Source organism: Streptomyces sp. ATexAB-D23 (assembly GCF_000373645.1).
GTDB classification, from domain to species: Bacteria; Actinomycetota; Actinomycetes; order Streptomycetales; family Streptomycetaceae; genus Streptomyces; species Streptomyces castrisilvae.
Window position 1 is genome coordinate 197,342 of the sequence record NZ_KB892013.1, and the last position, 26,816, is coordinate 224,157.

The following is a 26,816-nucleotide window of genomic DNA, read 5'->3' on the forward strand; positions in this document are numbered from 1 at the left end:
GGGTGCCGGCCGCGGGACGTCTAGCGACGGTGGACCGCACTGCCGAGACACAGCTCGGCGGCGGAGCTCTGGAGCAGGGTGTGGACGAAGAGCAGCTCCGAGCCGTCCGGCTCCGGGGCCACGATCCGGTGCGGGGTGAGCGAGTCGAAGTGCGCGCCGTCCCCGGGGGCCAGGTCGTGCACCGTGTCACCGAGGGTCACCCGCAGACGGCCCGCCAGGACGTACAGCCATTCCTCGCCGGGGTGGACGCGGACCAGGTCGCCCTGGGCGCCGTACGGGACGCGGACGCGGAGCGCCTGCATGGCCCGGCCGGAGCCGCCGGCCTGCTGGTACATCCAGCCGTCGGCCGCAGCGCCTTCGAAGGGGCGGCCGCGGACGATCGCGTCACGTTCCGGGGGCATCTCGCCGAGCAGCTCGGAGACCGTCGTACCGTAGATCCTGGCCAGTTGCAGCAGCATCGGCAGCGAGGGCTGGCGCCGGCCCGTTTCGAGCCGGGACAGGTGCGCGGGCGAGAGCCCCGCGCGCTGGGCCGCGGTCTCCAGGGTGAGGCCACGGCCGCGGCGCAGGTCGCGCAGGCGTGGGGCGACGCCGGGGAGCTCCTCGGCCACCTGGTCGTCCGGAGGGTTCATGCCTCCATTGGGCCAAAGTCTTTCCTCGGAGGCAAATTTCTTGCCTCCGAGGCAAGAACTCTCAGCGGTTGGCGACGGCCTGCTTGACCAGGGTCCGCCCGAAGTCCCACATCAGCCCGCCCCCGCTGTGCGCGTCGTCCATGACGGCTGTGAAGGCGCTCACGAACCGGTCCACGTCGGCGTCGTCGATCACCAGCGGCGGGATCAGCTTGATCACTTCGAGGTGGTCGCCGGACACCTGGGTGAGGATGCGGTGCTTCTGGAGCAGCGGCACGACCACCATCTGCGCGAAGAGGCCCTTGCGGGCTGCCTGGAGCATGGTCCAGCGGCTGCGCAGCTTCAGCGAGGTGGGTCGGCCGAACTCGATGCCGATCATCAGCCCACGCCCCCGCACCTCGTGCAGCAGCTCGTAGCGGCCGACGAGGGCGGACAGCCGCTCGCGCAGCAGGTCCCCGGTGCGGCGCGCGTGCGCCACGGTCTCCTCGTCCTCCATCACCGAGAGCACGGCGAGTCCCGCCGCCATGGCCTGGGCGTTGGAGCCGAAGCTCGCCGAGTGGACGAGGACCCGGTCCATGGAGGAGTAGACCCGCTTGAAGATCCAGTCCTTGCCGACCGTCGCCCCGACCGGGACGTAGCCGCCCGAGAGCGCCTTGGCGACGCAGACCAGATCGGGTTCGACGCCTTCCTCGTGCTGGTACGCGTAGAAGTCGCCGGTCCTGCCCAGACCCGTCTGCACCTCGTCGGCGATGAGGAGGGCCTTGTGCTTGTGCAGCAGCTCCTGCGCCTCGCGCAGGAACCCGGGCGGCGCCGCGTGCACGCCCTTGCCCTGGATCGGCTCGACCACGAGCGCGGCCACGTCACCCCGTTTGAGCTCGCGCCGCAGCGCGTCGAGGTCACCGAGCCCGATGGCGGTGTCGGGCAGCAGCGGGGCGAAGCCGTCGCGGAAGCCGCCCTCGCCGTTGACCGAGAGGGAGCCGGTCGTCAGCCCGTGGAAGGCGTGGTCGCAGTAGAGGATCCTCGGCCTGCCGGTGGCGTACCGGGCGAACTTGAGCGCCGTCTCGACGGCCTCCGTACCGCTGTTACCGAAGAACACCCGGTCCAGGTGCGGGCTGTGGCTCAGCAGCTTCTCGGCCAGCAGCCCCGGCAGCGGCTGGCAGTCGAAGCGGGTGAGGTCGGCGAGCGAGGCGTCCAGGACGTCGTGCACCGCCTTGCGCACGACGGGGTGGTGCCGGCCGAGGCCCATCACCCCGAAACCGGCGAGCATGTCCAGGTAGTCGTTGCCGTCCGCGTCCCAGAAGTGCGCGCCCTCGGCCCGTTCGTAGACCTTGTCGAAGCCGATGGTGTGCAGCATGCGCGGGAGCTGGTGGTTGAGGTGCTTGGTGTGCAGCTCGTAGCGTTCGGCGCCGCGCTCGGCGAGGAGCCGCGCCAGATCGAAGCCCTTGGGCTCGTCGTCCTTCATGCCCCGCTCTCCTTGTGCCCGTTGGCCGGGGCTCCGTGCCCCGTGCCGTCGGCCGCCTTGCGGGCGGCCGTCGCGGCGCTGATCCGGCCCGCAATCTCGACCGGTGTGAGTCCGATGTCGGCCAGTACCTCGGCCCGTTTGCCGTGCGCGAGGAACTGCTCGGGAATGCCGAAGGTCCGCAGCGGTACGTCGACGCCGGCGTCCCGCAGCGCCTGGCCGACCGCCCAGCCAACGCCCCCGGCCCGGCTGTTGTCCTCGACGACGGCGACGAGCCGGTGCTCGGAGGCGAGCGGCGCCAGCCGCTCGTCGACCGGTTTGACCCAGCGGGGGTCCACCACGGTGCAGCGGATGCCGGCGCCTTCGAGCAGTTCGGCGGTACGCAGGCAGACGGGCGCCATCACGCCGACGGCGACGAGCAGCACATCGGCGTCCTCGGCGCGCCGCAGCACATCCATGCCGCCGATCCGCCCGATCGCCGGGACCGGCTCGCCCACCGACTCCTTCGGGAAGCGGACCAGGGTCGGCGCGTCGTCCACCGCGACCGCCTCGCGCAGCTCCTCCCGCAGCCGCTCCGCGTCGCGCGGGGCCGCGATGCGCAACCCGGGCACGACCTGGAGCACGGACAGGTCCCACATGCCGTTGTGCGAGGCCCCGTCGGGTCCGGTGACCCCGGCCCGGTCCAGGACGAAGGTCACGCCGCACCTGTGCAGGGCGACGTCCATCAGCAGCTGGTCGAACGCCCGGTTGAGGAAGGTGGCGTAGACGGCGACGACCGGGTGGAGCCCGCCGGTGGCGAGCCCGGCGGCGCTGACCGCGGCGTGCTGCTCAGCGATACCCACGTCCCAGACCCGGTCGGGGAACGCCTCGGCGAACTTCGTCAGGCCGACGGGGTCCAGCATCGCGGCGGTGAGCGCCACGACGTCCGGCCGCTCCGCCCCGATCGCCGCGATCTCGTCACCGAACACGGAGGTCCAGGACGGACCGGCGGCGGGGGCCAGCGGAACGCAGGTCAGCGGGTCCATGGCGCCGACGGTGTGGAAGCGGTCGGCCTCGTCGCTCAGCGCGGGGGCGTAGCCGCGGCCCTTCTCGGTGATGCAGTGCACGAGCACCGGGCCGCGAAAGCGCCTTGCGTGCCGCAGTGCCGCCTCGACGGCCGCGGTGTCGTGCCCGTCGACCGGGCCGATGTACTTCAGCCCCAGGTCCTCGAACATGCCCTGCGGCGCGATGAAGTCCTTGAACCCCTTCTTCGCCCCGTGCAGCGACCCGTACAGCGGCTGTCCGATGACGGGGGTGCGTTCCAGCAGGTCCTTGCTCCAGGCGAGGAAGCGCTCGTAGCCGTCGGTGGTGCGCAGGGTCGCCAGGTGGCGGGCGAGGCCGCCGATGGTGGGCGCGTAGGAGCGCTCGTTGTCGTTGACGACGACGATCAGCGGGCGGTCCTTGGCGGCGGCGATGTTGTTCAGCGCCTCCCAGGCCATGCCTCCGGTGAGGGCTCCGTCACCGATGACCGCGACGACGTGGTCGTCCTTGCCGCGTACCTCGTTGGCCTTGGCGAGGCCGTCGGCCCAGCCGAGGACGGTGGAGGCGTGCGAGTTCTCGATGACGTCGTGCTCGGACTCCTCGCGGGACGGGTAGCCGGACAGGCCGCCCTTGCGGCGCAGCTTGGAGAAGTCCTGGCGCCCGGTGAGGAGTTTGTGCACGTAGCTCTGGTGGCCGGTGTCCCACAGGATGCGGTCCACGGGCGAGTCGAAGACCCGGTGCAGGGCGATGGTCAGCTCCACCACCCCGAGGTTGGGGCCCAGATGGCCCCCGGTCCTGGCGACGGCCTGCACCAGGAACGTACGGATGTCGTCGGCGAGTTCGCCGAGTTGTGACGCGTTCAGTGCCTTGAGATCCTGCGGCCCCCGGATGCTCTGCAGCAGCGTCATGCGGGCCCCCTCTCTGGTCCTGTTCCAGCTCAGATGACGGCCGGGACCCCCTGGAGGGGGCCCCGGCGCCGTCCATGCCGGCGGGCGCGGCACCGGCCGCGCCCGCCGGCCCGGTGACCGGCTCTCAGCTCACCGGGTCCCGACGACAGTCTCCCGCGCGGCGCGCAGGGACTCCTTCAGCGACCCCATGGTGGCGAGCACGGCTGTGGGCTCGTAGCCGCAGTGCGCCATGCAGTTGGCGCAGCGCGGGTCCTTGCCCCGGCCGTACTTCTCCCAGTCGGTCTCCTCGATGAGCTGGCGGTACGTCGGCACGTAGCCGTCGCTCATCAGGTAGCAGGGCCGCTGCCAGCCGAACAGCGAGTAGTTCGGGATGGCCCACGCCGTGCACGGGAAGTCCGCCTTGCCTTCCAGGAAGTCCAGGAAGAGCGGCGAGTGGTTCAGGCGCCACCGGCCGCGGTTGCCCCCGGCGAAGGACTTCTTGAACAGCTCACGAGTCTGCTCGACGCCCAGGAAGTGCTCCTGGTCGGGCGCCTTCTCGTACGCGTAGGCGGGCGAGATCATCATCTCGTCGACCTTGAGGTCGTCGTTGAGGTAGTTGAGGACCTCGATGATGGTCTGCGGGGTGTCGGTGTTGAAGAACGTGGAGTTGGTGGTGACCCGGAAGCCGCGCCGCTTGGCCTCCTTGATCGCCGCCACGGCCTCGTCGAACACCCCTTCCTTGGCGACCGACTCGTCGTGCCGCTCGCGCAGCCCGTCGATGTGCACGGCGAACGCGAAGTACGGCGACGGGGTGAACTTCTCGATCTTCTTGCGCAGCAGCATGGCGTTGGTGCAGAGGAAGACGTACTTCTTCTTCGCCACGAGCTGGCGGACGATTTCATCGATCTGCGGGTGCATCAGCGGTTCGCCGCCCGCGATGGAAACCATCGGGGCGCCGGATTCGAGCACCGCGCCGACGGCCTGGGCCACCGGCATGCGCTGCTTGAGGACTCCGGCCGGATGCTGAATCTTCCCGCAGCCCTCGCAGGCAAGGTTGCAGGCGAACAGTGGCTCGAGCTCGACAATCAGCGGGAACTTCTCCCGCCTGCGGAGCTTCTGTTCGGCAAGGTACGTCGCAACCTTGATGGTCTGACGAAGCGGCATGGCCATCTAGCTCACCTCCTGGGGAGCAGCAAAGATCGGTGCCATTCATAAAAAGCCGGTAGTACGGCACGGAGGACGCGGAAAGCCGATATTCCACCGCGGACCGTGCCGATGCGGACGAGCTCATGCTCCGGAGCGTCCACGACCACCCGTACGGCCGCAACCGGGCGGGGCCCGGACCGCAGGGCGGTGCGCAGAGTGGCGGCGGACTCCATGTCCACCGCGATCGCCCCGGTGGCCCGCAGTTCGGCCCGCTCATGTCCCCGGACGACATGATCGGAGCCGGTCAGCGGACCGGTGTGGACGGTGCGTCCCGGTACGGCCCTGGCCAGCGCTTCGGCCAGCAGGTCCGTGCCCGTGCAGCGGACGGGGTCCCCCGCCGCCCGGGTCTCCTCGGCCACCACCAGATCGCCCGGGTGCATCCCGGGCGCGAGGCCGGCGCAGAACCCCGAGGCGATGACCGCGGTGTCCGGCGCGCCGGCCCCGCTCCGGCCGAGCACGCGCGCCACGGCGGCTTCGGCCGCCTTGGGGCCCATGCCGGTACGGAGCACGGTGACCCGTTCCGGGGCCTTGCCCGCCCTCCCCCTGCCGGTGCGCAGGGCGAGCTGTTCGATGCCGAGCGCACAGGCGATCAGCAGCGGGGCGGCGGGGCCGGCCGGCCCCGGTCCATCGCCCATCAGGCCTCCTCGCGCGTCGCCGTGCGGTCGGCGAACGGTTCGCCGTGCACGTACCGCCCGAGGGCGGTGAGCGGGAAGACCTGCCGGTAGAGGTGGTAGTTGATGGAGAAGTCCCAGGGGAAGCCGGTGCCGGTGAAGTACGGCTCGTCCCACGAGCCGTCGGCCTGCTGGGTCTCGGTCAGCCAGGCGATGCCGCGTGTCACGGCGACGGTGTCCCGCCGGCCGGCGGAGAGCAGCGCGAGCAGCGCCCAGGCGGTCTGGGAGGCGGTGGAGGCTCCCTGGCCGATCCACTTCTCCTCGACGTAGGAGCGCAGGTCCTCGCCCCAGCCGCCGTCGTCGTTCTGGACGGATTCCAGCCAGTCGACCGCGCGCCGGATCGCGGGGTGCGTGGCCGGCAGTCCGGCGGCGATCAGGGCGGGGACCACCGACCCCGTTCCGTATACGTAGTTGACGCCCCAACGCCCGAACCAGCCGCCGCCCGCGTCCTGTTCGGCGAGCAGCCAGTCGATGCCGCGCCGGGTGACGGGGTGGCCGGCGTGGCCTTCGATGGCGAGCATCTCCACCACGTGCCCGGTGACGTCGGCGGACGGCGGGTCGATGACCTCGCCGAAGTCGCAGAAGGGCAACCGGTTGGGGAACGCGCTGGTGTTGTCCGCGTCGAATGCCCCCCAGGCCCCGTTGCGGGACTGCATGCCGACGTTCCAGCGCACGCCGCGCGCGATGGCGGCGTCCACCCGGGCCTGTTCGGGGTGGCGGACCCGGCGCAGGGCGAGGACCACCTCCGCGGTGTCGTCGATATCGGGGTAGTTGTCATTGTGGAATTCGAAGGCCCAGCCGCCCGGCTCCAGCCGGGGCCTGCGCACCGCCCAGTCGCCCGGCCGGTCGATCTCCTCGCCGAGCATCCAGTCCGCCGCCTTCACGAGCGCCGGGTGGTCGGGGGCGACCCCGGCGTCGGCGAGCGCGATGGTGGCCAGGCAGGTGTCCCAGACCGGCGACTGACAGGCCTCGATCATGCGGGCGCCGTCCTCGCGCCACACGGCGAAGCGGTCGAGCGATTCGAGCCCGGCCCGCATCACCGGGTGTTCGAGGTCGTAGCCGAGGAGGTGCAGGGCGATGACCGAGTAGACGGCGGGCGGCTGGATGCCGCCCCAGCAGCCGTCGTTCTCCTGGCGTTCGATGATCCAGCGGGCTGCGGCATTCATGGCGACGCGGCGCAGCCGGCGCGGCGCGAAGCGGTGGTAGACATGCAGCGCCTTGTCGAGACGCTGGAAAATTCCGTCCCAACTCGCCGCCGGGGCCGGGCGTTTGGGCGGGTTCGGATGCTCGGGGTCGGTGTGCAGCTCGTCCAGGGCGAACGGGGCCGGGCGTACCGGCCGCTTCGCCGAGACGACGGTCAGCGGCACAATGGTCTGGCGGGCCCAGCAGCCGAAGTCGTAGATATTGAGCGGGGCCCACTTGGGAAAGAACATCAGCTCGGGCGGCAGCTCCGGCAGGTCGTCCCACTTCCACCAGCCGAAGAGGGCCAGCCAGATCCGGGTGAAGACCCGGCTCGCCGCGATCCCGCCCTGCTCCCGGACCCAGCCGGCGGCCCGGAGCATATGGGGGTCCTCCGGCCGGTCGCCGGCCAGCCGCAGCGCCACGTACGCCTCGATGGTGGCGGAGAGGTCCCCGGGGCCGCCGTGGAAGGTGGCCCAGGTGCCGTCGCCGAGCTGCTCGCCCCGGATGTAGTGGCCGGCCGCCCGGACCGTGTCCGGGTCCTGGATGCCGAGGAACTGGCGGAGCAGAAGGTCCTCGGCGTCCATCGTGACGTTGGTGGCCAGGTCGCCCTTCCACCAGCCCTGCTCGTCCTGCCTGCCGAGGAGGTGCTCCACCGAGCGCTCCGCGGCCCGCCGCGCGGCGGCCAGTACGGCGTCCGCGGCGATGGTTGATTCGGTTGTCGGTCTACTGGCCGAGGCCGCTCGGGGATCCACAGCCCCGGTGCTTCCGTCGGTCGTCGCTGTCATGGCTTCCCCTCCGTGCAGTTTGTCCTCTGCTGTGCTGGGGTCTCCGTCGGCCGGCGTCCCGTGCGGGGCGCCGGCCGGCGACTGCGAGTCATATGGACCAGATGGTGATCATCTCTTTCGTACAACGACGAAGTCCGCGAGCGCGGTGAGCTGCGCCCGCACGGTTTCCGGCATGTCGACACCGTGCAGCACCTCGATGGCGACCGCATGCTGACGACGCGCCTCCTGGGCGGTCCACTCACGGCCGCCCGCCTCCTCGATGAGCGCCGCACGGGCGGCGAACTCCTCTTCGGAGAAGCTGTCGAAGTCACTGCTCTTGGCGTCCGCCGACAGCAGCTCGCCCAGTCGCTCGGAGGCCGGCCCGCCGGCGGCGAGCGCGGCGACGACCGGCAGCGACTTCTTGCGCTGGCGCAGATCGCTCCAGGTCTGCTTGCCCGTGGACTCGGGGTCGCCCCAGATACCGAGGAGGTCGTCGACGGCCTGGAAGGCGAGCCCGAGGTGGTGGCCGTACGCCTCCAGGACGTCGGCGGTACGGTCGTCGGCTCCGCCGAGCACCGCACCGATGGAGCAGGCGCAGGCGAGGAGGGCGCCGGTCTTGTTGCCCTCCATCTCCAGGCACTCCTCGACGGTGACGCGCTCGCGGTGCTCGTAGGAGATGTCCTGGGCCTGCCCGTCGATGAGCTTGCGGGTGGCCGAGGTCAGCCGCCGGGCCGCGCGGCCCGCCTCGGGCGTGCCGAGCTCCAGCAGGACCTCGTTGGCCAGGGCGAACAAGGCGTCACCGACCAGGATCGCCTGGGCGGGGCCGTGCACCTTCCACACGGTGTCGCGGTGGCGGCGCTGCTCGTCACCGTCCATCAGGTCGTCGTGCAGCAGCGAGAAGTTGTGCACGAGTTCGACGGCTACGGCGCCGGGGACTCCGGCCTCGGCCGCGGCACCGGCCGCCTCCGCGGACAGCAGGGCCAGCGCCGGGCGGACGGCCTTGCCGCCGTCACCGTCGGAGGGCCTGCCCTGGGCATCGATCCAGCCGAAGTGATAGGCGGCCACGGTGTCCATGGGCGGTGCGAGCCGGTCGACGGCGGCCCGGAGCACCGGCGTGGAAAGGGCCCGTCCGCGCTCCAGAAGCGCGGTGACGTCCGTGGTGTGGTCCGCCACGGTGTCGGAAGCCGGATTCGCCGGGGTCACTGACTCTCCTCTTGTTCCGGTGGTACTGCTCATGCCGCCTCCTGCAGCGGATGTTCATGGGAGCGGCCGAGTGCCAGGAGCGCGGCGTCCGCGGCGCTCGCGCCGCTGCGCACCGCGCCCTCCATCGTGGCGGGCCAGCCGGTGGCGGTCCAGGCGCCTGCCAGGAAGAGGCCGGGAGCGCGGGTGCGCGTCCCGGGCCGCAGCCGGCCGGTGCCGGGCGCGGGCGCGAAGGTCGCGGTGCGCTCGCGGGTGACGAAGAAGTCCCGGATTCCCGCGCCGCGGGCGGCCGGCAGGAGCCGTTCGAGCTCGGGCAGGTAGCGGGCGCGCAGTTCGGCGACGGGCAGGTCGATCTCGTCGTCGGCCGCGGACTGGGAGACCGCGAGGTACTGGCCGGGCCCGGTGAGGCCGGACGTGGCGGTGCGGTCGAAGACCCACTGGACCGGCGAGCCGAGCGCGGCGAAGAACGGCCGCTTGAGCACCTTGCGGTCGTAGACGACGTGGACGTTGAGGATCGGCGATGTGCCGATGTCCAGGAGCCGGTCCGGTGCGTCGAGCGCGCCCTCGGGGAGCAGACCGTGGGTCTCGCGCTGCGGTACGGCCAGCACGACGGTCTCGGCCTCGATCCGTTCGGCTCCGGTGTCGACCAGCCACCGTCCCTCGTCGGTACGGGTCAGGGCGCCGGCCTTGGTGCGCAGTTCGGTTCGTACGCCCGCGGAGTCCAGGGCCTTGCGGCTCATGGTGTCGTGGATGTCGCCGAGCGGTACGGCGGCCCAGCCGATGTCGGCGGCGCCCGGCTCGGAGAGCAGCCCGGTCTTGAAGACCTTCGCGGCCAGGGCGAGCGAGGAGTTGGGGGCGGTGGCGTTGAGGGTGGCGACGCCGACCAGGTCCCAGAGGGCCTCGATGGTGCGGGGCGACTGGCCGTGGCGGGCGAGCCAGCTGCCGAAGTCGACCTCGTCGAGCGCGGGGTCGTCCGGGTCGAGCCGGCCGAGCGCCAGCGCGGCCCGTGCGACGCCGGCCCGTTCGGCGAGCGACAGGTGCGGATACCCGGCGAGCCCGGCGGCGAGGTGCAGCGGGACGGGCAGCGCGTTGCGGCGCAGCCGTCCAAGGCGGGGCCCCGAGGCCCGGCCGACATCGAGAACCGGCACGTCCAAACGGTTTTGCAGGGGCGCCAGCTGTGCGCTGTCGATCCGGTCGAGGAACCAGCGATAGGCGGTGCAGCAGCGCAGGTAGACGTGCTGTCCGTTGTCGACCGTCAGTCCGCCGCGGCGGAAGGAGAAGGCGAGCCCGCCGAGCCGGGGGCGTCCTTCGAGCAGGGTCACGTCAAGCCCGGCGTCGGCCAGGCGGAGAGCCGCCGTGACACCGGCGATCCCGCCGCCGATCACGACCGCCCGGGACGAGCGCGGCGCGTCGTCACTCATGCGTCCCCCTCTCGCCAGATCTTTTTCCATGCGGTCCGTCCAGTCAGGGACGCAGTCGCCGGGCCGGGGGTTGCCCGCCGTCCGAACCGTTCATCCTTGATGCACATGGTGCGTGAGATGTACGTGAGGCGCATTCAGACACGCCCTCGGGCCGTGCGCCGGGAGATGTGGCGGGCGTCGAGTCCGGACAGGCCACGCACCGCCACGTACGCCTTCTCGTGGCCCGGCAGCGAGACCCGACCGCGCAGCACCGCCTCGGGGTCGCGCTCGATGCGGTCCAGGAGCCTGCGGTAGATGCCGGCCATCGCCGCCACGCACGCCCCGCTGCGCCGGTCGAGCATCGGCAGCAGCCGGTATCCCTCGGCGAACAGGGCGCGGGCGCGCCGGACCTCGAAGTGGATCAGGCCCGCGAAGTCGGAGCCGGGCGGCGGGGTGGCCCCGCGGAAGCCCTCGGAGCAGCCGAACTTGGCGAGGTCGTCGGCGGGCAGGTAGGTGCGTCCGTTGCCGGCGTCCTCGCGGACGTCGCGCAGGATGTTCGTCAGCTGGAGCGCGAGGCCCAGCGTGTCGGCGTACTCCGCGGCGCGCTCGGTGCCGGGTGCGCCCGGTTCCGTACCGAAGACGCCGAGGCTGAGGCGGCCGATGGCGCCCGCGACGCACCGGCAGTAGACCTTGAGGTCGTCCCAGGTCTCGTAGGTCGCGCCGCGCACGTCCATCAGCACGCCGTCGATGAGCTCGTCGAGCCCTTCGAGCGGCAGCGGGAACCTGCGGGCGGCGTCCGCGAGCGCGACGGCCACCGGGTCAGTGTCGTCCTCCTCGACCGCGCCGGAGCGGACGCGGTCCAGCAGGGTGCGGGTGCTCTCCAGGCGGACGCGCTTGGTCTCCGGCTCCAGTTCGCCGTCGCCGATGTCGTCGACACGGCGGGAGAAGGCGTACAGGGCCGACATGGCCTGCCGCTTCCCGGTGGGCAGCAGCCTGATGCCGTAGGCGAAGTTACGCGCCTGCTGTCCGGTGACCGCCTCGCAGTAACTGTATGCGGCCTGTACCGGTGCCGACATGTACGTCGTCTGTCCCTCCACGGTCCGGCTCACCCCTCTCTACGCGCTCTTCGCAAGACAACTCCCACTTCGCGCAGCAGGCTGGGCTTGGTGGGTCCGGGTGGTCCGGGCAGTACGTCGAATCCGGCGGCCGCGATCGCGGTGAGGGCGGCGCGTCCTCCTCCCACGAATCCGGCGAGAAGCAGCCTGAGCCTGCCGTGGACGCTACCCACGAGGGGGGTGCCTTCATTCAGCAGATCCCGGGCGCGTTCGGCTTCGTACGCGATCAGTGCGCGCACCGAGGCGTTCGCGGTGGGCGCCGCCAGGTCGGCCTCGCCGACGTGGAACCGGGCCATGTCCTCGGCGGGCAGGTAGACGCGGTCGCGGCCGAGGTCCTCGGCGACGTCCTGGAGGTGCTCGACGATCTGCAGTGCGGTGCACACGGCGTCGGAGCGGCGCAGCCGTTCGGGGCTCGCGGTCCCGGTGAGCTGGAGGACCAGGCGGCCCACGGGGTTGGCGGAGAGCTCGCAGTAGGCGAGCAGTTCCTCGTACGTCCCGTAGCGGCGGACCTTCTGGTCCTGCCGGTTGGCCTCGATGAGACCGAGGAAGGGTTCGGGGGTGAGGGCGCGGTCGCGGACGGTGGGGCGCAGCGCGCGCATCAGCGGGTGGTGCGGTGTCTCGCCGGTGGTGGCGAAGACGCGGCGCAGGTCGCTCTCCAGCGCGTCGAGCATCGCGAGCCGGTCGTCGGCCCGGACGGGGTCGAGCCCGAGGTGGGCCGCGTCGGCGCCGCCGGGGGCGAGGTCGCCGTCGCCGATGTCGTCCACGAGCCGGGCGAAGCCGTAGACGGCCATCAGGTCGTCGCGCCAGGCGCGCGGCAGGAAGAAGGGGGCGACCGGAAAGTTCTCGGCGGCGGCCTTGTCGAGAGTTCCGGATGCGGCGGTATCGAGCCGCGCCTGCCGGGTACGGGTCACTGCGGACCGCCCTGCGCGGGGACGGCGTGAGCACCTCGGAGCTGGAGATCTTCCGTCATAGCCGTCACATCTCCCGTTCTACACTGCTGACCCAAAACATCCCATTCCGGACACGCCGCCCGCCGTCCCGAGTGCGGAGGACGACTACGGGCCGTCCGCCCAGGCGGTATCGCCCCACTTGCGGCGAATCAGCACCGGTACAGCTTACGTTGTACAACGCTCATCCAAACGTCGGGGTACGGGCCGCACGCTGCGGGGTCCGTGGCCCGCGTCAACTCTGCTACCGCCGGAGGGCATTCACGTCATCCGGCGGTAGGAGATCACGCCGGGCCCCGTACGACGAGGCGTGGACGTCCGGGCTCCGGTCCACCATCCGGACACGGCGCGGCCCCCGCCGGAAGAGTCCGGCGGAGGCCGCCCGGTGCGTGACAAGGGGTGATACGTCCTACTTGCCGGTCTCCCGCTCGTAGGCCTTGAGGACCTCTTCGGTCGGGCCGTCCATGAGCAGCTCGCCCTTCTCCAGCCACAGCACCCGGTCGCAGGTGTCCCTGATCGACTTGTTGCTGTGACTCACCAGGAAGACGGTCCCGGCCTCCTTGCGCAGCTCCCTGATCCGCGCCTCGGAGCGGATCTGGAACTTGCGGTCGCCGGTCGCCAGGGCCTCGTCGATCATGAGGACGTCGTGGTTCTTGGCGGCCGCGATGGAGAAGCGGAGGCGGGCGGCCATGCCGGAGGAATAGGTGCGCATGGGCAGGGTGATGAAGTCGCCCTTCTCGTTGATGCCGGAGAAGTCGACGATCGACTGGTAGCGCTCGCGGATCTCCTCGCGGCTCATCCCCATCGCCAGGCCGCCCAGGACCACGTTGCGCTCGCCGGTCAGGTCGCTCATCAGCGCCGCGTTGACGCCGAGCAGCGAGGGCTGTCCGTCCGTGTAGACGCTGCCGCTCTCGGTCGGCAGGAGGCCGGCGATGGCCCGCAGCAGGGTCGACTTGCCGGAGCCGTTCGTCCCGATGAGGCCGATCGCCTCGCCCCGGTAGGCGGTGAAGGTGACGCCGCGCACGGCGTGGACCTTGCGCACCCCGCGCTGCTCCACGCCCTTGTCGCGGCGCAGAATCCGGCTCAGGGCCGCGGTGGCTCCGCCCTTGCCACCGCCGCCGCCGTTGACCCGGTACACGATGTGCACGTCGTCGGCGATCACGGTGGGGACGCGCCCCGCGGTGTTGTCGTCAGCCACGGCCGTACCGTTCCTCTGCCTTCCAGAAGTACACGAAGCCCACCAGGCCCACCACGATCGACCAGGCCAGGGCGACCGCCCAGACGTGCTCGGGCAGGTTCTCGGAGCCGTAACCGTCGATCAGCGCGAACCGGACCAGGTCCATGTAGATCGCCGCCGGGTTGTACTGGAGCACGTCGGTGATCCAGGCCGGCTTGTCCGCGAGCATCACCGGGATGGAGAACATGACCCCGGACGCGTACATCCAGGTACGCATGACGAACGGCATGAGCTGGGCCAGGTCGGGGGTCTTGGCTCCCATCCTCGCCATGGCGAGCGCCAGTCCGGTGTTGAAGAAGAACTGCATCACCAGGGCCGGAATCACCAGCAGCCACGACAGGCGCGGGTAGCTGCCGAATCCGACCGTGACCGCGAGCAGCACGATCATCGAGTACAGCAGTTGCTGGAGCTGCTGGAGCGAGAAGGAGATCGGCAGCGAGGCCCGCGGGAAGTGCAGTGCCCGGACCAGGCCGAGGTTCCCGGAGATGGAGCGGACGCCGGCCATCACGGAACTCTGGGTGAAGGTGAAGACGAACACCCCGGTCACCAGGAACGGGATGAAGACGTCCTGCGTGAAGCCCTTCTTCGTGCCCAGGATCAGCCCGAAGATGAGGAAGTAGACCGCGGCGTTCAGGAGCGGGGTCGCCACTTGCCACAGCTGCCCCAGCTTCGCCTGGCTGTACTGGGCGGTCAGCTTCGCCCGGGAGAACGCCAGGATGAAATGGCGCCTCCCGCGCAGCTGGCTCACGTACTCACGGAGTCCGGGCCGGGCACCGCTGACCGCCAGACCGTACTTCGCGGCCAGCTCGGCCGCGCTCAGGCCGTCGTCGGCCGATGGCGGGCTGCCCAGCGCAACCGCACCACCATGGGTTGTGTCACTCACCAGAAGAAACTCTCGTATTCAAAATGCGCAGCCAGTCGCGGGCGCGGCTCAGGGCGGACAGGTCCCGACAAGAAAAATACGCCTCATGCTCCCAGAGGCGAGCCTCTCAGATCACCGGAGGGCGGCCTAGCCTGGTCAGTCGCCACACCGTACGCCACTTCATCGGGCGGCGGGGTCCGCACGGGGTCGTCCAGCCCTCCCGGAAGCCGCCGAACCAGGCCTTCAGCGCCTCGCCGGACGGCCTGCGCAGCAGCGTCAGCAGCATCCACACGCCCAGGTACACCGGGACGAGGGGCGCGGGCAGATTGCGCCGGGCCAGCCAGACCCGGTTGCGGGCCACCATGCGGTGGTAGACGGCGTGCCGGGACGGGGCCGTGGCGGGGTGGTGCAGGACCATGTCCGCGCGGTAGTCGATGAGCCAGCCGGCGTCCAGCGCCCGCCAGGCGAGGTCGGTCTCCTCGTGCGCGTAGAAGAAGTCGCCGGGCAGCGGGCCGACCTCGGCGAGGACCCGGGTGCGCACCGCGTTGGCGCCGCCCAGGAACGTCGTCACCCGCGACGAGCGCATCGGATCGGCGGCGCGCAGCCGGGGCACGTGCCGGCGCTGGGTGACACCGGTCTCCGGGTCGGCGATCCGGAAGCTGATGATGCCGAGCCGGGGATCGTCCGCGAAGGCCTGCCGGCACAGCTCGGCGGTGTCGATGAGGGGCAGCAGCCCGTCGTCGTCCAGGAAGAGCAGGGCGTCCACGTCGGCGCCGGAGGGCCCGAAGGCCTCGATGCCGACGTTCCGGCCGCCCGGGATGCCGAGGTTCTCGGGCAGCTCGACGGTGCGCACGCCCGCGGGGACGTCGGGGACGGGTGAGCCGTTGCCGACGACGACCACCTCGATCCGGTCGCCCTTCTGGGCGGCGACCGAGTCGAGCAGGGCGCGCAGCTCGGCCGGGCGGTTGCCCATCGTGATGATGACCGCGCCGAGTTTCATGGGTGTGCTCACTTCAGCCTGCTCGATGCCATGACCGACACGAGGTGCAGCAGGGTCTGCAGCAGGGCGATGCCGGCCAGGACCGCGACCGCGAGACGGCTGAAGAAGAAGTCGTCCCGCACCTCGTCCAGAACGGCCGCGACCAGGATGACCAGCGATGCCTCGACGCACAGGATCAGCCGGTGGAACTTGAGCGCGCCGGCGGCCCGGCGGGCGAGCGCCATGCCGGAGGAGCGCGGCTCGGACGCGGACTCCTTGACGGGCGGCAGCCCGCCCTGGTGGCGGGCGACGCCGACCAGGTCCGTCTCGGCCTTGATCAGGATCGCGCCGAGCGCGGCGAGCGTACCGAGGAACGCCCAGAGCCAGTCGATGCGCCCGGTGCCCCACAGGTCGGCGGCGCGCAGCCCGAAGCCGACGAGCACGGCCGCGTCGCACAGGTAGGCGCCGACGCGGTCCAGGTAGACGCCGCCGAGCGAGAACTGCTTCTTCCAGCGCGCTATCTCGCCGTCGACGCAGTCGAGCAGCAGGTAGAGCTGGACCATGACGACACCGAGCACCGCGCCGGTGATGCCGGGCACGAGCAGGGCCGGCGCCGCGAGTACTCCGGCCACGGTCATCAGGTAGGTGAGCTGGTTGGGCGTCACCTTGGTGTTCACCAGGTACCGGTCCACGCGCAGCGAGATCTCGCGCATGTATATCCGGCCCGCCCAGTGTTCACCGCTGCGCCGGTCCTTGACGCCCGGGGGGTGAACGACCGGGCGGAGTTCAGCTACTGATGGTCTTGGCATAGTCGGCGTACGCGTCCCTGATCTGGTCGGTGGACAGGCTGAGGTGTTCCAGGACCGTGAAACGTCCCGGACGGGTCTGGGGGGCGTACTCGACGGCCTGGACGAACTCCTCGACGGTGAAGCCGATCTCCTCGGGCCGCACCGGCAGGCCGTGCCTGCGCAGCACCTCGGCGAAGAGGCCGGACTCCTGGTGGGCCCCGCGCAGGTGCATGGCGAAGGCGGCGCCGAGGCCCACCTGCTCGCCGTGGCTTGCGGCCCGCTTGGGGAAGAGCAGGTCGAAGGCGTGGCTGATCTCGTGGCAGGCGCCGGACGAGGGCCGGGTGTCGCCGCTGATCGAGATGGCGATGCCGGAGAGCACCAGCGACTCGGCGAGAACGGTGAGGAACTCGTCGTCCGCGACGGTGCCGGGGTGGCGCAGGACCGCCTCGCCGGCGGTACGGGCCATGGCGGCGGCGAGGCCGTCGATCTGCTCGCTGTTGACCTGGTGCGAGAGTTCCCAGTCGGCGATGGCGGAGATGTTGGAGATCGCGTCGCCGATGCCGGAGCGCACGAAGCGGTCCGGGGCGTCACGGATCACCGACAGGTCGATCACCATCGCGATGGGCATGGGCACGCCGTAGGAGCCCCGGCCGTTGTCGTTGTCCAGGGTGGCGACGGGTGAGCACAGGCCGTCGTGGGCGAGGTTGGTGGCGACCGAGACCAGCGGCAGGCCGACCCGGGCCGCGGCGTACTTCGCCACGTCGATGATCTTGCCGCCGCCGAGGCCGACCACGGCGTCGTAGCGCTTGCCCTTGATGTCGTCGGCCAGCTGGACCGCCGCGTCGATGCTGCCGCCCGCGACGCAGTACCAGTCGGCGCCCGGCAGGGCCGGTGCCAGCTTCTCGCGCAGGGCCTGGCCCGAGCCGCCGCTGATCGCGATGGCGAGCTTGCCGGACGCGGAGATCCGCTGGTCGGCGAGGAGGCCGGCCAGGTCGTGCATGGCGCCCCGGCTGATGTCGACGAAGACCGGGGAGGGGATGAGTCGTGTCAGTACCGGCACGCGATCTCCCGCCCCTTCGCGAGGTCGTCGTGGTTGTCGATCTCGACCCAGCTCACGTCACCGATGGGGGCGACGTCGACGGTGAAGCCGCGGTTGACGAGCTCCTGGTAGCCGTCCTCGTAGTAGAGGTCCGGGTCGCGCTCGAAGGTGGCCTTCAGCGCGTCGGCCAGTTCCTCGGCGGCCTCGGGCTCGATGAGGGTGAGGCCGATGTACTCGCCGGTCGCCTCGGCCGGGTCCATCAGCTTGGTGATCCGGCGGACGCCCTTGCCGTCCTCGACGACGACCTTCATCTCCTCGTCGGCGAGGTTCTTCACCGTGTCGAGGGCGAGGATGATCTTCTGGCCCTGGCCGCGCGCGTCCAGCAGGGTCCGCTCGACGGAGACCGGGTGCACGGTGTCGCCGTTGGCCAGGAGCACTCCGCGCTTCAGCACCTCACGGGCGCACCACAGGGAGTAGGCGTTGTTCCACTCCTCGGCCTTGTCGTTGTCGATGAGGATGAGCTTCAGGCCGTACGTCGCCTCCAGCTCCTCCTTGCGCGCGTAGACGGCCTCCTTGCGGTAGCCGACGACGACGGCGACCTCGGTGAGCCCGATCTCGGCGAAGTTGGCCAGCGTGAGGTCGAGGATCGTCTTGTCGCCGTCCACCGGCACGAGCGCCTTGGGCAGTGTGTCGGTGTAGGGGCGCAGGCGCCGTCCTGCGCCGGCTGCCAGTACGAGGCCGATCATGCGGGTTCTCCTTCGTCGTGAACGGCGGGGGCCCCGGAGGACACCCAGAAGCGGATGGACTCCACCAGCACGACCAGTGCCACGGCCACGGCGAGCACGGTGAGCGCCGTGGTGAAGCCGGATGCTCCGGTGAGTACGGCGGCGAACACGGCCACGACCAGGGTCCGGCCCTCGTGTCCGCCGATGGTGCGCACCAGCCACCGGGGCGGGGCACCGGTGCCGCCTCGGATGCGGTACACCGTGTCGTAGTGATGGTAGGCGACGGCCGAGACCAGCCCGAAGGCCGCGGGGAGCGCCCCGTCGATGTCGCTGCGCGCGGCCAGGGCGAGGATCGTGCAGTATTCGGCGGCACGGAAGACCGGCGGCACGAGCCAGTCGAGCGGGCCCTTGAGGGGCCGCGCCACGGCTATGCCGGAGCAGAGCGCGTAGAAGACGGCGGCGATGATCATCTGCCGGCTGCCGAAGGGCTGCAGGAGCGCGGCGGCGATCAGGGCGCAGGCTCCGACGACGGCCACCACCGGGGCGCCCCAGGAGCCCGGGATGCGGGGTCCGCGGGCGGCGACGAGTTCGGCGAGCGGGCCGGAGTCGGCGAGGTCCGCGAGGGCCTGGGCGGCGCGGTCGGTGCGGCGGGCCTTGCGGGTCAGGGAGCGCAGGAGGCGGCCGGCGGTGGTGTAGCAGGCCGCGAAGGCGCATCCGATCAGCAGGGCGTAGAAGACGATGCGCGGGGTGGTGAGCGCGGTGAGCACGGCGATCATCGCCCAGCGCTCACCGATCGGGAGCACGATCATCCGGCGCACCCAGACCGTCCAGCCGACGCTGTCCAGCTTGTCGGAGAGGGCGGCCGTGGGGCTGGAGTTCGCCACCGCGTCGTGGTTGGCCTCGTTGAACGAGAAATCGATGACATGGCGGCACGACTGGAGGACCATCGCGCCCAGTGCCAGCGCCCAGACGTCGTCGCCGCCGCGCGCCGCGCCGAGGGCGAGGCCCGCGTAGTAGGCGTACTCCTTGGCACGGTCGAAGGTGGCGTCCAGCCAGGCGCCCATCGTGGAGTACTGGAGCGAGTAGCGGGCGAGCTGCCCGTCGGTGCAGTCCAGGACGAACGAGAACAGGAGCAGGAGGCCCGCCGCGACATAGCCGCCGCGGGTGCCGGTGGCCGCGCAGCCGGCCGCGACGAGCGCCGTGAGCAGCGAGGCGGTGGTGACCTGGTTCGGGGTGAGGCCCCGGCGGGCGCACCAGCGGGCGATGTAGCGCGAGTACGGGCTGATGCAGTGGGTCGTGAAGAAGCCGTCGCGGGCCTTCACGGCGCTGCGCAGCCGGACCGCCTCGTCGTCCACGGCCTCGACGCCCGAGCGGGCGGCGGCGCGGGCGGCCTCGTCGGTGGGCACGGTGGCGACGAGGGAGCCCAGCTCGGGGCGCTGCACCTCGGTGCCCTCGGCCTCCATGGTGGCCGCGAGCCGGCCGGGGACGGTGCGGTCGGTGACCGTGGCGGTGCCGCCCGCGGGCACGCCGGCGCCGACCGCCTCGGTGGTGGTGCGCAGGGCGCTGACGAGGGCGGGGCGCGCTTCGGCCTGTGCGGTCAGGGCGCCGGGGACGGCCGCCGCGGGGAAGCGGGGGTCGGTGAGGGCGAGCCGCAGGGCGTGGCGGTGGCCGACGAAGCGGGGGTCGACGAGGGCGACCCGGTGTGCGGGCGGCACGGTGGACAGCAGCCCGGCGGCTTCGGTGACGTCGGTGGCTGCCCGGACGTCGAAGCCCAGCGACCGAAGATCGTCCTCCAGTGACGATCCGGGCAGCGGAGCACCTGTGAGAATGGCGGTCGACAGACGAACTCACTCCTTGGGTGCTGACACGGATCGGCACGCGACAGTGCGGCCTGATGCGGCCGGCGGCATGTCGGCAGAGGCTATCGGATGAACGGAAGCGGGAGTTCACTGCCCGTTTGTGCTCCGTTCCGGGTGGAGCCGGATCATGCGCGCCGCCCGGCGATCATCATCGTCGATGGCCGCCTCACCTGACAAAACACCGGCTGCGGCCGTCTGCGGGACCAGCCGTCGGGCGGGCTGCTCCACCCGGCTGACCTGCGGGCATTTGCGCAGGTCAGAGCCAATGACAACGGTGTTCAGTGCCGTGTTGCCCGATACCCCCCGCCCGTAGTTGACTGGGCAGCGCCCGGGGCGACCGCACCGGGTCCGCGAGACGACCGGGAGGCGTCCCCATGGGGGCTGGGCACGACCACGGGCATGTACACGGCGGTCCCGCGCCCACCGGCACCGCGGCCGCCGCGCACAAGGGGCGGCTGCGCATCGCGCTGTGCATCACCCTGGCCGTGACGGTCATGGAGGTCGTCGGTGGACTGCTGTCCGGCTCCCTCGCGCTGATCGCCGACGCGGCGCACATGGCGACCGACTCCCTGGGGCTCGGCCTGGCACTGCTGGCGATCCACTTCGCCAACCGGCCGGCCGGCCCGAACCGCACCTTCGGCTACGCACGGGCGGAGATCCTGGCCGCGCTCGCCAACTGCTGCCTGCTGCTCGGGGTGGGCGGCTATCTGCTCTTCGAGGCGGTGGAGCGCTTCGTCAGCCCGACCGAGACCCGGGGCGGACTGACCATCGCCTTCGCGCTGGTGGGCCTGGTCGCCAACGTGGTGTCGCTTTCGCTGCTGACGCGCGGGCAGAAGGACAGCCTCAATGTGCGCGGTGCCTACCTGGAGGTGCTGGCGGACACGCTCGGCTCGGTCACGGTGCTGGCGTCGGCGGGCATCGTGATGGCGACCGGCTGGCAGGCCGCGGACCCCATCGCCTCGCTGGTCATCGGCCTCATGATCGTCCCGCGTACGGTACGGCTCCTGCGCGAGACGCTGAACGTGCTCCTGGAGGCGGCCCCCCGGGGCGTCGACATGGGTGAGGTACGCGACCACATCACTGCGCTGCCCGGTGTCCTGGACGTCCACGACCTGCACGCATGGACGATCACCTCGGGGATGCCGGTGCTCTCCGCCCATGTGGTGGTGCACCAGGATCTGCTGGACTCGATGGGCCACGAGAAGCTGCTGCACGAGTTGCAGGGCTGCCTCGGGGACCACTTCGACGTCGAGCACTGCACCTTCCAACTGGAGCCGAGCGGCCACGCCGAGCACGAGGCGAAGCTCTGCCACTGACCCCTCGGCCGGGAAAACCCGGGGTGTAGGGTTTCGCAGAGGTGTACGAACCGGCGCACCGGCCGGTGCCCGCCCACCCCGAGGGTTTCTCACGTTGACCGACTTCTCCTGGCCCGCCCGTCCCGAGACGGCCGCCGACGCGGCCGCCGTGCGCGCGGTGAACGCGGCCGCCTTCCCGACCGAGGCGGAAGCCGCCCTGGTGGACGCTCTGCGCGTCGACACCTCGGCCTGGCTGCCCGGCCTCTCCTACGTCGCCGAGGCCCCCGACGGTTCCGTCGCCGCCTTCGCCCTGCTGACCCGCTGCCGGGTCGGGGGCGCGCCGGCCCTGGCCCTGGCCCCGGTCGCCACGGCTCCGGAGCACCAGCGCCGGGGCGCGGGCCTGGCCGTGGTGCGGGCCGTGCTCGACGCGGCCCGGCTGCGCGGGGAGCCGCTGGTCCTGGTGCTCGGCCACCCCGAGTACTATCCGCGGTTCGGTTTCGTCCCCGCCTCGCGCTACGGAATCCGGCCGTCCTTCGAGGTTCCGGACGAGGCGATGATGGCGCTGGTGCTCGATGATTCCGTGCCAGTCGCGCGGGGCACGATTGAGTATCCGGCAGCTTTCGGGGTCTGACGCCCCGCTGGGGGCGGGGCGGACATGCCAGGACCCGAAGTACGGACAAGCCGCTTTTGTACGGCAGACTTGAGCAGACTCGACGGGACCGGCGCTCGGGGCCGGGACCACAGCGAAGGATGGGTATGCCGACCACACCAGCGACCGCGGCGAACACCTCGTCGAACGGCACAGCAGAAGCGATCATGCTCGAACTGGTCGACGAGAACGGCACCACCATCGGCACGGCGGAGAAGCTCGCCGCCCACCAGGCGCCCGGACAGCTGCACCGCGCGTTCTCCGTGTTCCTCTTCGACGAGCAGGGCCGGCTGCTGCTCCAGCAGCGCGCCCTGGGCAAGTACCACTCCCCCGGCGTCTGGTCCAACACCTGCTGCGGCCACCCGTATCCGGGCGAGGCACCCTTCGCGGCCGCCGCCCGGCGCACGTACGAGGAGCTGGGCATCTCGCCGTCGCTGATGGCCGAGGCGGGCACCGTTCGTTACAACCACCCCGACCCCGCGTCGGGTCTGGTGGAGCAGGAGTTCAACCACCTCTTCGTGGGCCTGGCGCAGGAGCGGCTGCGGCCGGATCCGGAAGAGGTCGGCGAGACGGCCTTCGTGACGGCCGGAGAGCTGGCCGAACGGCATGCCCGGCAGCCGTTCTCCGCGTGGTTCATGACCGTGCTGGACGCCGCCCGTCCCGCGGTCCGTGAACTGACCGGGCCGGCCGCGGGCTGGTAGGGGCGTTCACCGGCGGGAGGGTCAGGGCACCGTGCCGAGCGGGAGGGCCGCCCAGATGACCTTTCCGCCGCCCGCGGTGTGCTCGACGTCGCAGCTCCCGCCGGCTTCCCTGGTGATCTCCCGGACCAGCAGCAGGCCGCGCCCACCGGTCTGCGCGTAGTCGGTCTCCAGCGCCGTGGGCCGGTAGGGGTGGTTGTCCTCGACGGACACTCTGACCCACTCCGCGCCCACGGCCACCTCCACGGCGAGTTCGGGCGAGAGCAGCGCGGCGTGCTTCACCGCGTTGGTGACCAGCTCGGAGACGATGAGCAGGAGCCCCTGGGTGATGTCGTCGTGGATGGGCACGTTCTGACGCTTCAGCAGGTCGCGCACGGCATGCCGGGCCCGGGGTACGGAGACGTCCGTGGCCGGGGCGGTGAACCGCCAGACCCCTTCGTACGGCACGGGCCGGGCGGGGATACTCCCGCGGCTCTCCATAGTCCGGTACCCGCTCTCCACTCGAAGTGACTGCACGTGGAGTACAGAGTGCGGGGCGTAGTTGCCTCGGTCCGTACTACTGAACAGAAGTCGACTTCTATCGACCGGACTTGACCGATCTCACGCGTGAACATCTGCTTTCCGCCCACTTCTGGCCGGATAGGCTCCGGCTCATGGACCGTACGGAACCCCGGCTGGAGCATGGCCTCGCGGACGGCGTGGCCACCGTCGTCATCAGCAACCCCGCCAAGCGCAACGCGATGACGGCCGACATGTGGCAGGAGCTGCCGGTGCTGCTGGACCGGCTGGCCGCCGACCCCTCGGTGGGCGCCCTGGTCCTGACGGGCGCCGGCGACACCTTCTGCGCGGGTGCGGACATCTCCTCGCTCCGGGACCCCTCGCGCGACCCGCAGGCACTGGCCGTCGCGGCCGAGGAGGCACTGGCGGCCTTCCCGCTGCCGACACTGGCGGCGGTGCGCGGCTACTGCGTCGGCGGCGGAAGCCAGCTCGCCGCCGCCTGCGATCTGCGCTTCGCGGCGGAAGGGGCCCTGTTCGGTGTCACGCCCGCGAAGCTCGGGATCGTCTACCCCGCGTCGTCCACCCGGCGTCTCGCCGCGCTGACGGGCCCCTCGACGGCCAAGCACCTGCTCTTCTCCGGGGAGCTGATCGATACGGAGCGGGCGCTGCGGACCGGGCTGGTGGACGAGGTGCTGCCGGCCGGCGAACTGGACGAGCGGGTCGGCGCCTACGTACGGACCCTGGTGTCCCGTTCCCGGCTGACGCAGGCGGCCGCCAAGGAGTTCGCGGCGGGGCGCGAGGACCGGGACGGCCACTGGGCGGGGCAGGCACGGCGCAGCGGCGACACCGCGGAGGGTGTCGCCGCCTTCCTGGAGCGCCGCACGCCCCGCTTCACCTGGCGGGCCGCGGCGCCTACTGAAGGATGAAGCGGCTCCGGCCGCGCCACTCCTCCACGAGCCCGGCCGGGGCCTTCTGGGGCGAGCCCGCGTCGTACGGCGGCTGCGGGTCGTACTCCGTCAGCAGCTGTACGGCCTGGGCGGTCCGGTCGCCGGCGATCCGGCCGAGCAGCGTGAGGCCCATGTCGATGCCGGACGAGACGCCGGCCGCGGTGACGTACTTGCCGTCGAGGACCACGCGTTCGCCGGTGGGCTCGGCGCCGTAGTCCTTCAGCGTGTCCAGGGCGAGCCAGTGCGATGTGGCGCGCCGCCCCTTGAGCAGCCCGGCGGCGGCCAGCAGCAGCGACCCGGTGCACACCGAGGTGGTCCAGGTGCTGGTCGCGTCCACCCGGCGCAGCCAGCCGAGCAGGTTCTCGTTCTCCATCTGGTGGTGCTGCCCCGGGCCGCCCGGGACGATCACCAGGTCGGGGGCGGGGACCTCGTCCAGCGCGCGGTGCGCGACCAGGTCGAGGCTGCCGCTGTCGTTGCGGACCGCGCCCGCCCGCTCGGCTACGAAGACGGTCTCGGCACCGGGGGTGCGGGAGAGGATCTCGTACGGTCCCACGGCGTCCAGTGCGGTGAAGCGGTCGAAGAGGAGGATGGCGATCTGCATGGGTTACTGCCCGTCTCTCGGCTCGGTCGGTTCTCCGGCGGCTCCGGCGGAGAACCGACGGTTTCTCGGTAACTCGGTCTGTCGTCGCTCGTTCAGGGGCGGCCGGGTCCGGCGGGGCGGTCCGCCGGCCGGGGGCCGAAGCGGCGGCGGTACTCGGCGGGGGCCGTGCCGAGGGCCTTGACGAAGGCCCTGCGCATCGCCTCCGGGGTGCCGTACCCGGAGCTCCTGGCGATGCCGGCGACGCCGTCGGTCGTGTCCTCCAGGAGCCTGCGGGCGTGTTCGAGGCGCACCTCGTCGACGTACCGGCCGGGGGTCGTCCCGGTCTCCGTGCGGAACGCGCGGGCGAAGTGGCGCGGCGAGAGGCGGGCGCGGGCTGCCAGGGCCTCGACGCCGAGGTCGGCGCCGGGGTGTTCGGTGATCCAGTGCTGGACCTCGCGCAGCGGTTCGCGGCGGGCCGTCTGGGCACTGAGCTGCGCGCTGAACTGCGACTGGCTGCCGGGCCTGCGCAGAAAGACGACGAGGTGCCGGGCGACCGTGAGGGCGACGTCGCGGCCGTGGTCCTCCTCGACCAGCGCGAGCGCGAGGTCGATTCCCGTGGTGACGCCCGCGGAGGTGGAGATCCGGCCGTCGCGCACGAAGATCGGCTCGGGGTCGACATCGACGGCCGGGTGGTCGCGGGCGAGGCGGTCGGTCACGTTCCAGTGCGTCGTCGCGCGGTGCCCGTCCAGCAGCCCGGCGTCCGCGAGCAGCAGCGCGCCGCTGCACACGGACACCAGCCGCTCCGGCAGCGGGCCGTGGTCGCGCAGCCAGTCCACGAGGGCGGGGTCAGGAGTGCGGGTGCCCCCGCCGCCGGGGACCAGGAGGGTGTGGGGCGCCGGGGCGTCGGCGAGGCCGCAGTCCGGGACGAGCGTGAGGCCGCAGGACGAGCGGACCGGGGCGCCGTCCAGCGAGGCGGCGCGCAGTTCGTACGAGACCTCCGGGAACCGGGAGGCGCCGGCGAAGACCTCCATGGGGCCGGTCACGTCGAGGCTCTGGATGTCGTCGAAGAGGACGACGAGCACGGATCGCTGCTTCATGTCCGCCATCCTGGGCGGCCCCGCCGATGGCCGCAATGACGGGCTTCCCACCTTTCCTGCCATGATCGGCTGCGGCGCAGCTCACGTCGTCCGGGGACTTCCTGCCCGTACCGACCAGTCGGTAACGTGCGGGGCATGAGTACTCTCCCGCCCCGTGCCGGACGGCGCTGTCACAACGCCCTCAACCCGCTGCACTCCTCGCTCTACTTCTCCCCCGACCTCGGCAAGGAGCTCGGCGGGGTCGGGATCGACGACCCCGCCGCCGCCTACTTCGCCACCCGCGCGGCCGCCATGGGCGCGGTCGGCGCGGACACGGTCACCGCGACGTTCTACAACTTCAACCACGCGCTGGTCTCCCAGCACGTGCCCGCCATCTGGGACATCGCCTCGCCCGCGAAGGTGCTCGACGCGCGGCTGCGCGCCGCGGACTCGACGCTGCGCCGGCTGCTCGGCGCGGAGGTCATCGCCTCCCCCGAGATGGCCGAGGCCGCGCGGCTCGCCCTGCGCGCCACCGAGGGCTGCACCCGGCACGCCCGGCCGCTGTACGCGGCGCACGCCGGACTCCCCGTCCCGGAGGAACCGCACCTGGCGTACTGGCACGCGGCGACGCTGCTGCGCGAGCACCGGGGCGACGCGCATCTCGCCGCGCTCCTCGCGGCGGATCTCGACCCCGTCGAGGCGCTGGTCAGCCACACCGCGACCGGGAAGGGCATGGCGATCCGCTGGATCCTCGCCACCCGGGGCTGGCGCCGCGCCGACTGGGAGGACGCCTCCGCCCGGCTGCGGGAGCGCGGGCTGCTCACGGCGGAGGGCGAGCTGACGGACGAGGGCACCGCACTGCGCAAGGAGCTGGAGGAGGCCACGGACCGGATGGACCTCGGCCCGTACGAGCACCTGGGCGGTCCCGGCGTGGCGCGGCTCACCGAACTGGGGCGCGGATTCCTCGCCACGGCGTGGGCTGCGGGCGCCTTCCCGTCCGACGCGACCGGCTGACACCACCGGCCGCCGGGGAAACCGGCGGCGGCTCGCTGGGGTGGCCGGGCGACACGGCGCCCGGCCACCCGGCACAATGCAGGCGTGTGACTC

Annotated in this window: 24 protein-coding genes and 1 pseudogene; 5 read left to right on the forward strand and 20 right to left on the reverse strand. The window is 71.7% G+C overall.

The window, feature by feature from the left end:
• Window positions 1-20: 20 nt before the first annotated feature.
• From B082_RS0114000 to B082_RS0114080, 17 genes are all read right to left on the reverse strand, one after another.
• Entirely contained in the window at window positions 21-629 is a 609-nt protein-coding gene (locus B082_RS0114000; RefSeq protein WP_018552429.1) for a helix-turn-helix domain-containing protein, read from the reverse strand.
• 61 nt (window positions 630-690) lie between these two features.
• A complete protein-coding gene (locus tag B082_RS0114005) occupies window positions 691-2,088 on the reverse strand; it encodes an aspartate aminotransferase family protein (RefSeq protein WP_018552430.1) in 1,398 nt (465 codons plus the stop codon).
• Window positions 2,085-4,013 carry a 1-deoxy-D-xylulose-5-phosphate synthase gene (dxs, locus tag B082_RS0114010; RefSeq protein WP_018552431.1) on the reverse strand — a complete coding sequence of 643 codons (1,929 nt, stop codon included), beginning with the start codon at window positions 4,011-4,013 and terminating at the stop codon, window positions 2,085-2,087. The genes B082_RS0114005 and dxs overlap by 4 nt, the downstream gene beginning before the upstream one ends.
• 129 nt (window positions 4,014-4,142) lie before the next feature.
• A complete protein-coding gene (hpnH, locus tag B082_RS0114015; protein ID WP_018552432.1) occupies window positions 4,143-5,162 on the reverse strand; it encodes an adenosyl-hopene transferase HpnH in 1,020 nt (339 codons plus the stop codon).
• A 5-nt stretch (window positions 5,163-5,167) separates the two neighbouring features.
• Window positions 5,168-5,833, reverse strand: a complete 666-nt coding sequence (locus tag B082_RS0114020; RefSeq protein WP_018552433.1) for a hypothetical protein — start codon at window positions 5,831-5,833, stop codon at window positions 5,168-5,170.
• The gene (shc, locus tag B082_RS0114025; protein WP_026249777.1) at window positions 5,833-7,836 is read right to left on the reverse strand and encodes a squalene--hopene cyclase; all 2,004 of its coding nucleotides are present in this window, start codon (window positions 7,834-7,836) and stop codon (window positions 5,833-5,835) included. The genes B082_RS0114020 and shc overlap by 1 nt, the downstream gene beginning before the upstream one ends.
• Before the next feature lie 108 nt (window positions 7,837-7,944).
• Window positions 7,945-9,051, reverse strand: a complete 1,107-nt coding sequence (locus B082_RS0114030) for a polyprenyl synthetase family protein (protein WP_199783798.1) — start codon at window positions 9,049-9,051, stop codon at window positions 7,945-7,947.
• Window positions 9,048-10,436 (reverse strand): hydroxysqualene dehydroxylase HpnE, encoded by a 1,389-nt coding sequence (gene hpnE, locus B082_RS0114035; protein WP_018552436.1) that lies wholly within the window; start codon window positions 10,434-10,436, stop codon window positions 9,048-9,050. The genes B082_RS0114030 and hpnE overlap by 4 nt, the downstream gene beginning before the upstream one ends.
• 134 nt (window positions 10,437-10,570) lie before the next feature.
• A complete protein-coding gene (gene hpnD, locus B082_RS0114040) occupies window positions 10,571-11,491 on the reverse strand; it encodes a presqualene diphosphate synthase HpnD (protein WP_199783799.1) in 921 nt (306 codons plus the stop codon).
• A gap of 29 nt (window positions 11,492-11,520) precedes the next feature.
• Window positions 11,521-12,441, reverse strand: coding sequence for a squalene synthase HpnC (hpnC, locus tag B082_RS0114045; protein ID WP_018552438.1), 921 nt, complete (start codon window positions 12,439-12,441; stop codon window positions 11,521-11,523).
• 445 nt (window positions 12,442-12,886) lie between these two features.
• Entirely contained in the window at window positions 12,887-13,675 is a 789-nt protein-coding gene (locus B082_RS0114050) for an ABC transporter ATP-binding protein (protein WP_018552439.1), read from the reverse strand.
• On the reverse strand, window positions 13,668-14,597 hold the full coding sequence (locus B082_RS0114055; RefSeq protein ID WP_018552440.1) for an ABC transporter permease: 930 nt from the start codon (window positions 14,595-14,597) through the stop codon (window positions 13,668-13,670). Before B082_RS0114055 ends, B082_RS0114050 begins: the two co-directional genes overlap by 8 nt.
• 106 nt (window positions 14,598-14,703) lie before the next feature.
• Window positions 14,704-15,576, reverse strand: a complete 873-nt coding sequence (locus tag B082_RS0114060; protein ID WP_018552441.1) for a glycosyltransferase family 2 protein — start codon at window positions 15,574-15,576, stop codon at window positions 14,704-14,706.
• 8 nt (window positions 15,577-15,584) lie between these two features.
• Entirely contained in the window at window positions 15,585-16,364 is a 780-nt protein-coding gene (locus B082_RS0114065; RefSeq protein ID WP_026249778.1) for a CDP-alcohol phosphatidyltransferase family protein, read from the reverse strand.
• Window positions 16,342-17,403, reverse strand: a complete 1,062-nt coding sequence (locus B082_RS0114070; RefSeq protein WP_018552443.1) for an iron-containing alcohol dehydrogenase family protein — start codon at window positions 17,401-17,403, stop codon at window positions 16,342-16,344. Before B082_RS0114070 ends, B082_RS0114065 begins: the two co-directional genes overlap by 23 nt.
• Complete coding sequence (locus B082_RS0114075; RefSeq protein ID WP_018552444.1) at window positions 17,391-18,128, reverse strand: sugar phosphate nucleotidyltransferase; 738 nt, start codon at window positions 18,126-18,128, stop codon at window positions 17,391-17,393. Before B082_RS0114075 ends, B082_RS0114070 begins: the two co-directional genes overlap by 13 nt.
• The gene (locus tag B082_RS0114080) at window positions 18,125-19,903 is read right to left on the reverse strand and encodes a DUF5941 domain-containing protein (protein WP_420707681.1); all 1,779 of its coding nucleotides are present in this window, start codon (window positions 19,901-19,903) and stop codon (window positions 18,125-18,127) included. Before B082_RS0114080 ends, B082_RS0114075 begins: the two co-directional genes overlap by 4 nt.
• 437 nt (window positions 19,904-20,340) lie before the next feature.
• Between B082_RS0114080 and B082_RS0114085 the strand changes: the two genes are divergently transcribed.
• From B082_RS0114085 to idi, 3 genes and pseudogenes are all read left to right on the forward strand, one after another.
• On the forward strand, window positions 20,341-21,282 hold the full coding sequence (locus tag B082_RS0114085; RefSeq protein WP_018552446.1) for a cation diffusion facilitator family transporter: 942 nt from the start codon (window positions 20,341-20,343) through the stop codon (window positions 21,280-21,282).
• Between the two features lie 109 nt (window positions 21,283-21,391).
• Window positions 21,392-21,892 (forward strand): annotated as a pseudogene (locus B082_RS0114090) (GNAT family N-acetyltransferase); the annotation flags it as partial.
• A 125-nt stretch (window positions 21,893-22,017) separates the two neighbouring features.
• Complete coding sequence (gene idi / locus B082_RS0114095) at window positions 22,018-22,611, forward strand: isopentenyl-diphosphate Delta-isomerase (RefSeq protein WP_018552448.1); 594 nt, start codon at window positions 22,018-22,020, stop codon at window positions 22,609-22,611.
• Window positions 22,612-22,632: 21 nt separating this feature from the next.
• Here the strand turns inward: idi and B082_RS0114100 are convergent, their stop codons facing one another.
• On the reverse strand, window positions 22,633-23,088 hold the full coding sequence (locus B082_RS0114100; protein WP_026249780.1) for an ATP-binding protein: 456 nt from the start codon (window positions 23,086-23,088) through the stop codon (window positions 22,633-22,635).
• Between the two features lie 173 nt (window positions 23,089-23,261).
• Here B082_RS0114100 and B082_RS0114105 point away from each other — a divergent pair, with 173 nt between their 5' ends.
• Complete coding sequence (locus B082_RS0114105; RefSeq protein ID WP_018552450.1) at window positions 23,262-24,032, forward strand: enoyl-CoA hydratase/isomerase family protein; 771 nt, start codon at window positions 23,262-23,264, stop codon at window positions 24,030-24,032.
• Here the strand turns inward: B082_RS0114105 and B082_RS0114110 are convergent.
• Window positions 24,019-24,654, reverse strand: a complete 636-nt coding sequence (locus B082_RS0114110; RefSeq protein ID WP_018552451.1) for a DJ-1/PfpI family protein — start codon at window positions 24,652-24,654, stop codon at window positions 24,019-24,021. The genes B082_RS0114105 and B082_RS0114110 overlap by 14 nt on opposite strands.
• A 92-nt stretch (window positions 24,655-24,746) precedes the next feature.
• Complete coding sequence (locus B082_RS0114115; protein WP_018552452.1) at window positions 24,747-25,730, reverse strand: GlxA family transcriptional regulator; 984 nt, start codon at window positions 25,728-25,730, stop codon at window positions 24,747-24,749.
• Window positions 25,731-25,865: 135 nt separating this feature from the next.
• Between B082_RS0114115 and B082_RS0114120 the strand changes: the two genes are divergently transcribed.
• Window positions 25,866-26,723 (forward strand): SCO6745 family protein, encoded by an 858-nt coding sequence (locus tag B082_RS0114120; protein ID WP_018552453.1) that lies wholly within the window; start codon window positions 25,866-25,868, stop codon window positions 26,721-26,723.
• The last annotated feature ends 93 nt before the right edge of the window (window positions 26,724-26,816 follow it).

Bases quoted from the DNA above. Each gene is read 5' to 3' on its own strand.
- B082_RS0114005 (WP_018552430.1), bottom strand. From the start codon at position 2,088: ATGAAGGACGACGAGCCCAAGGGCTTCGATCTGGCGCGGCTCCTCGCC.
- hpnE (WP_018552436.1), bottom strand. From the start codon at position 10,436: ATGAGTGACGACGCGCCGCGCTCGTCCCGGGCGGTCGTGATCGGCGGC.
- B082_RS0114075 (WP_018552444.1), bottom strand. From the start codon at position 18,128: ATGATCGGCCTCGTACTGGCAGCCGGCGCAGGACGGCGCCTGCGCCCC.
- B082_RS0114065 (WP_026249778.1), bottom strand. From the start codon at position 16,364: ATGCCAAGACCATCAGTAGCTGAACTCCGCCCGGTCGTTCACCCCCCG.
- B082_RS0114020 (WP_018552433.1), bottom strand. From the start codon at position 5,833: ATGGGCGATGGACCGGGGCCGGCCGGCCCCGCCGCCCCGCTGCTGATC.
- B082_RS0114060 (WP_018552441.1), bottom strand. From the start codon at position 15,576: ATGAAACTCGGCGCGGTCATCATCACGATGGGCAACCGCCCGGCCGAG.
- B082_RS0114115 (WP_018552452.1), bottom strand. From the start codon at position 25,730: ATGAAGCAGCGATCCGTGCTCGTCGTCCTCTTCGACGACATCCAGAGC.
- hpnD (WP_199783799.1), bottom strand. From the start codon at position 11,491: ATGTCGGCACCGGTACAGGCCGCATACAGTTACTGCGAGGCGGTCACC.
- shc (WP_026249777.1), bottom strand. From the start codon at position 7,836: ATGACAGCGACGACCGACGGAAGCACCGGGGCTGTGGATCCCCGAGCG.
- B082_RS0114030 (WP_199783798.1), bottom strand. From the start codon at position 9,051: ATGAGCAGTACCACCGGAACAAGAGGAGAGTCAGTGACCCCGGCGAAT.
- idi (WP_018552448.1), top strand. From the start codon at position 22,018: ATGCCGACCACACCAGCGACCGCGGCGAACACCTCGTCGAACGGCACA.
- B082_RS0114000 (WP_018552429.1), bottom strand. From the start codon at position 629: ATGAACCCTCCGGACGACCAGGTGGCCGAGGAGCTCCCCGGCGTCGCC.
- B082_RS0114085 (WP_018552446.1), top strand. From the start codon at position 20,341: ATGGGGGCTGGGCACGACCACGGGCATGTACACGGCGGTCCCGCGCCC.
- B082_RS0114110 (WP_018552451.1), bottom strand. From the start codon at position 24,654: ATGCAGATCGCCATCCTCCTCTTCGACCGCTTCACCGCACTGGACGCC.
- B082_RS0114105 (WP_018552450.1), top strand. From the start codon at position 23,262: ATGGACCGTACGGAACCCCGGCTGGAGCATGGCCTCGCGGACGGCGTG.
- dxs (WP_018552431.1), bottom strand. From the start codon at position 4,013: ATGACGCTGCTGCAGAGCATCCGGGGGCCGCAGGATCTCAAGGCACTG.
- B082_RS0114100 (WP_026249780.1), bottom strand. From the start codon at position 23,088: ATGGAGAGCCGCGGGAGTATCCCCGCCCGGCCCGTGCCGTACGAAGGG.
- B082_RS0114120 (WP_018552453.1), top strand. From the start codon at position 25,866: ATGAGTACTCTCCCGCCCCGTGCCGGACGGCGCTGTCACAACGCCCTC.
- hpnH (WP_018552432.1), bottom strand. From the start codon at position 5,162: ATGGCCATGCCGCTTCGTCAGACCATCAAGGTTGCGACGTACCTTGCC.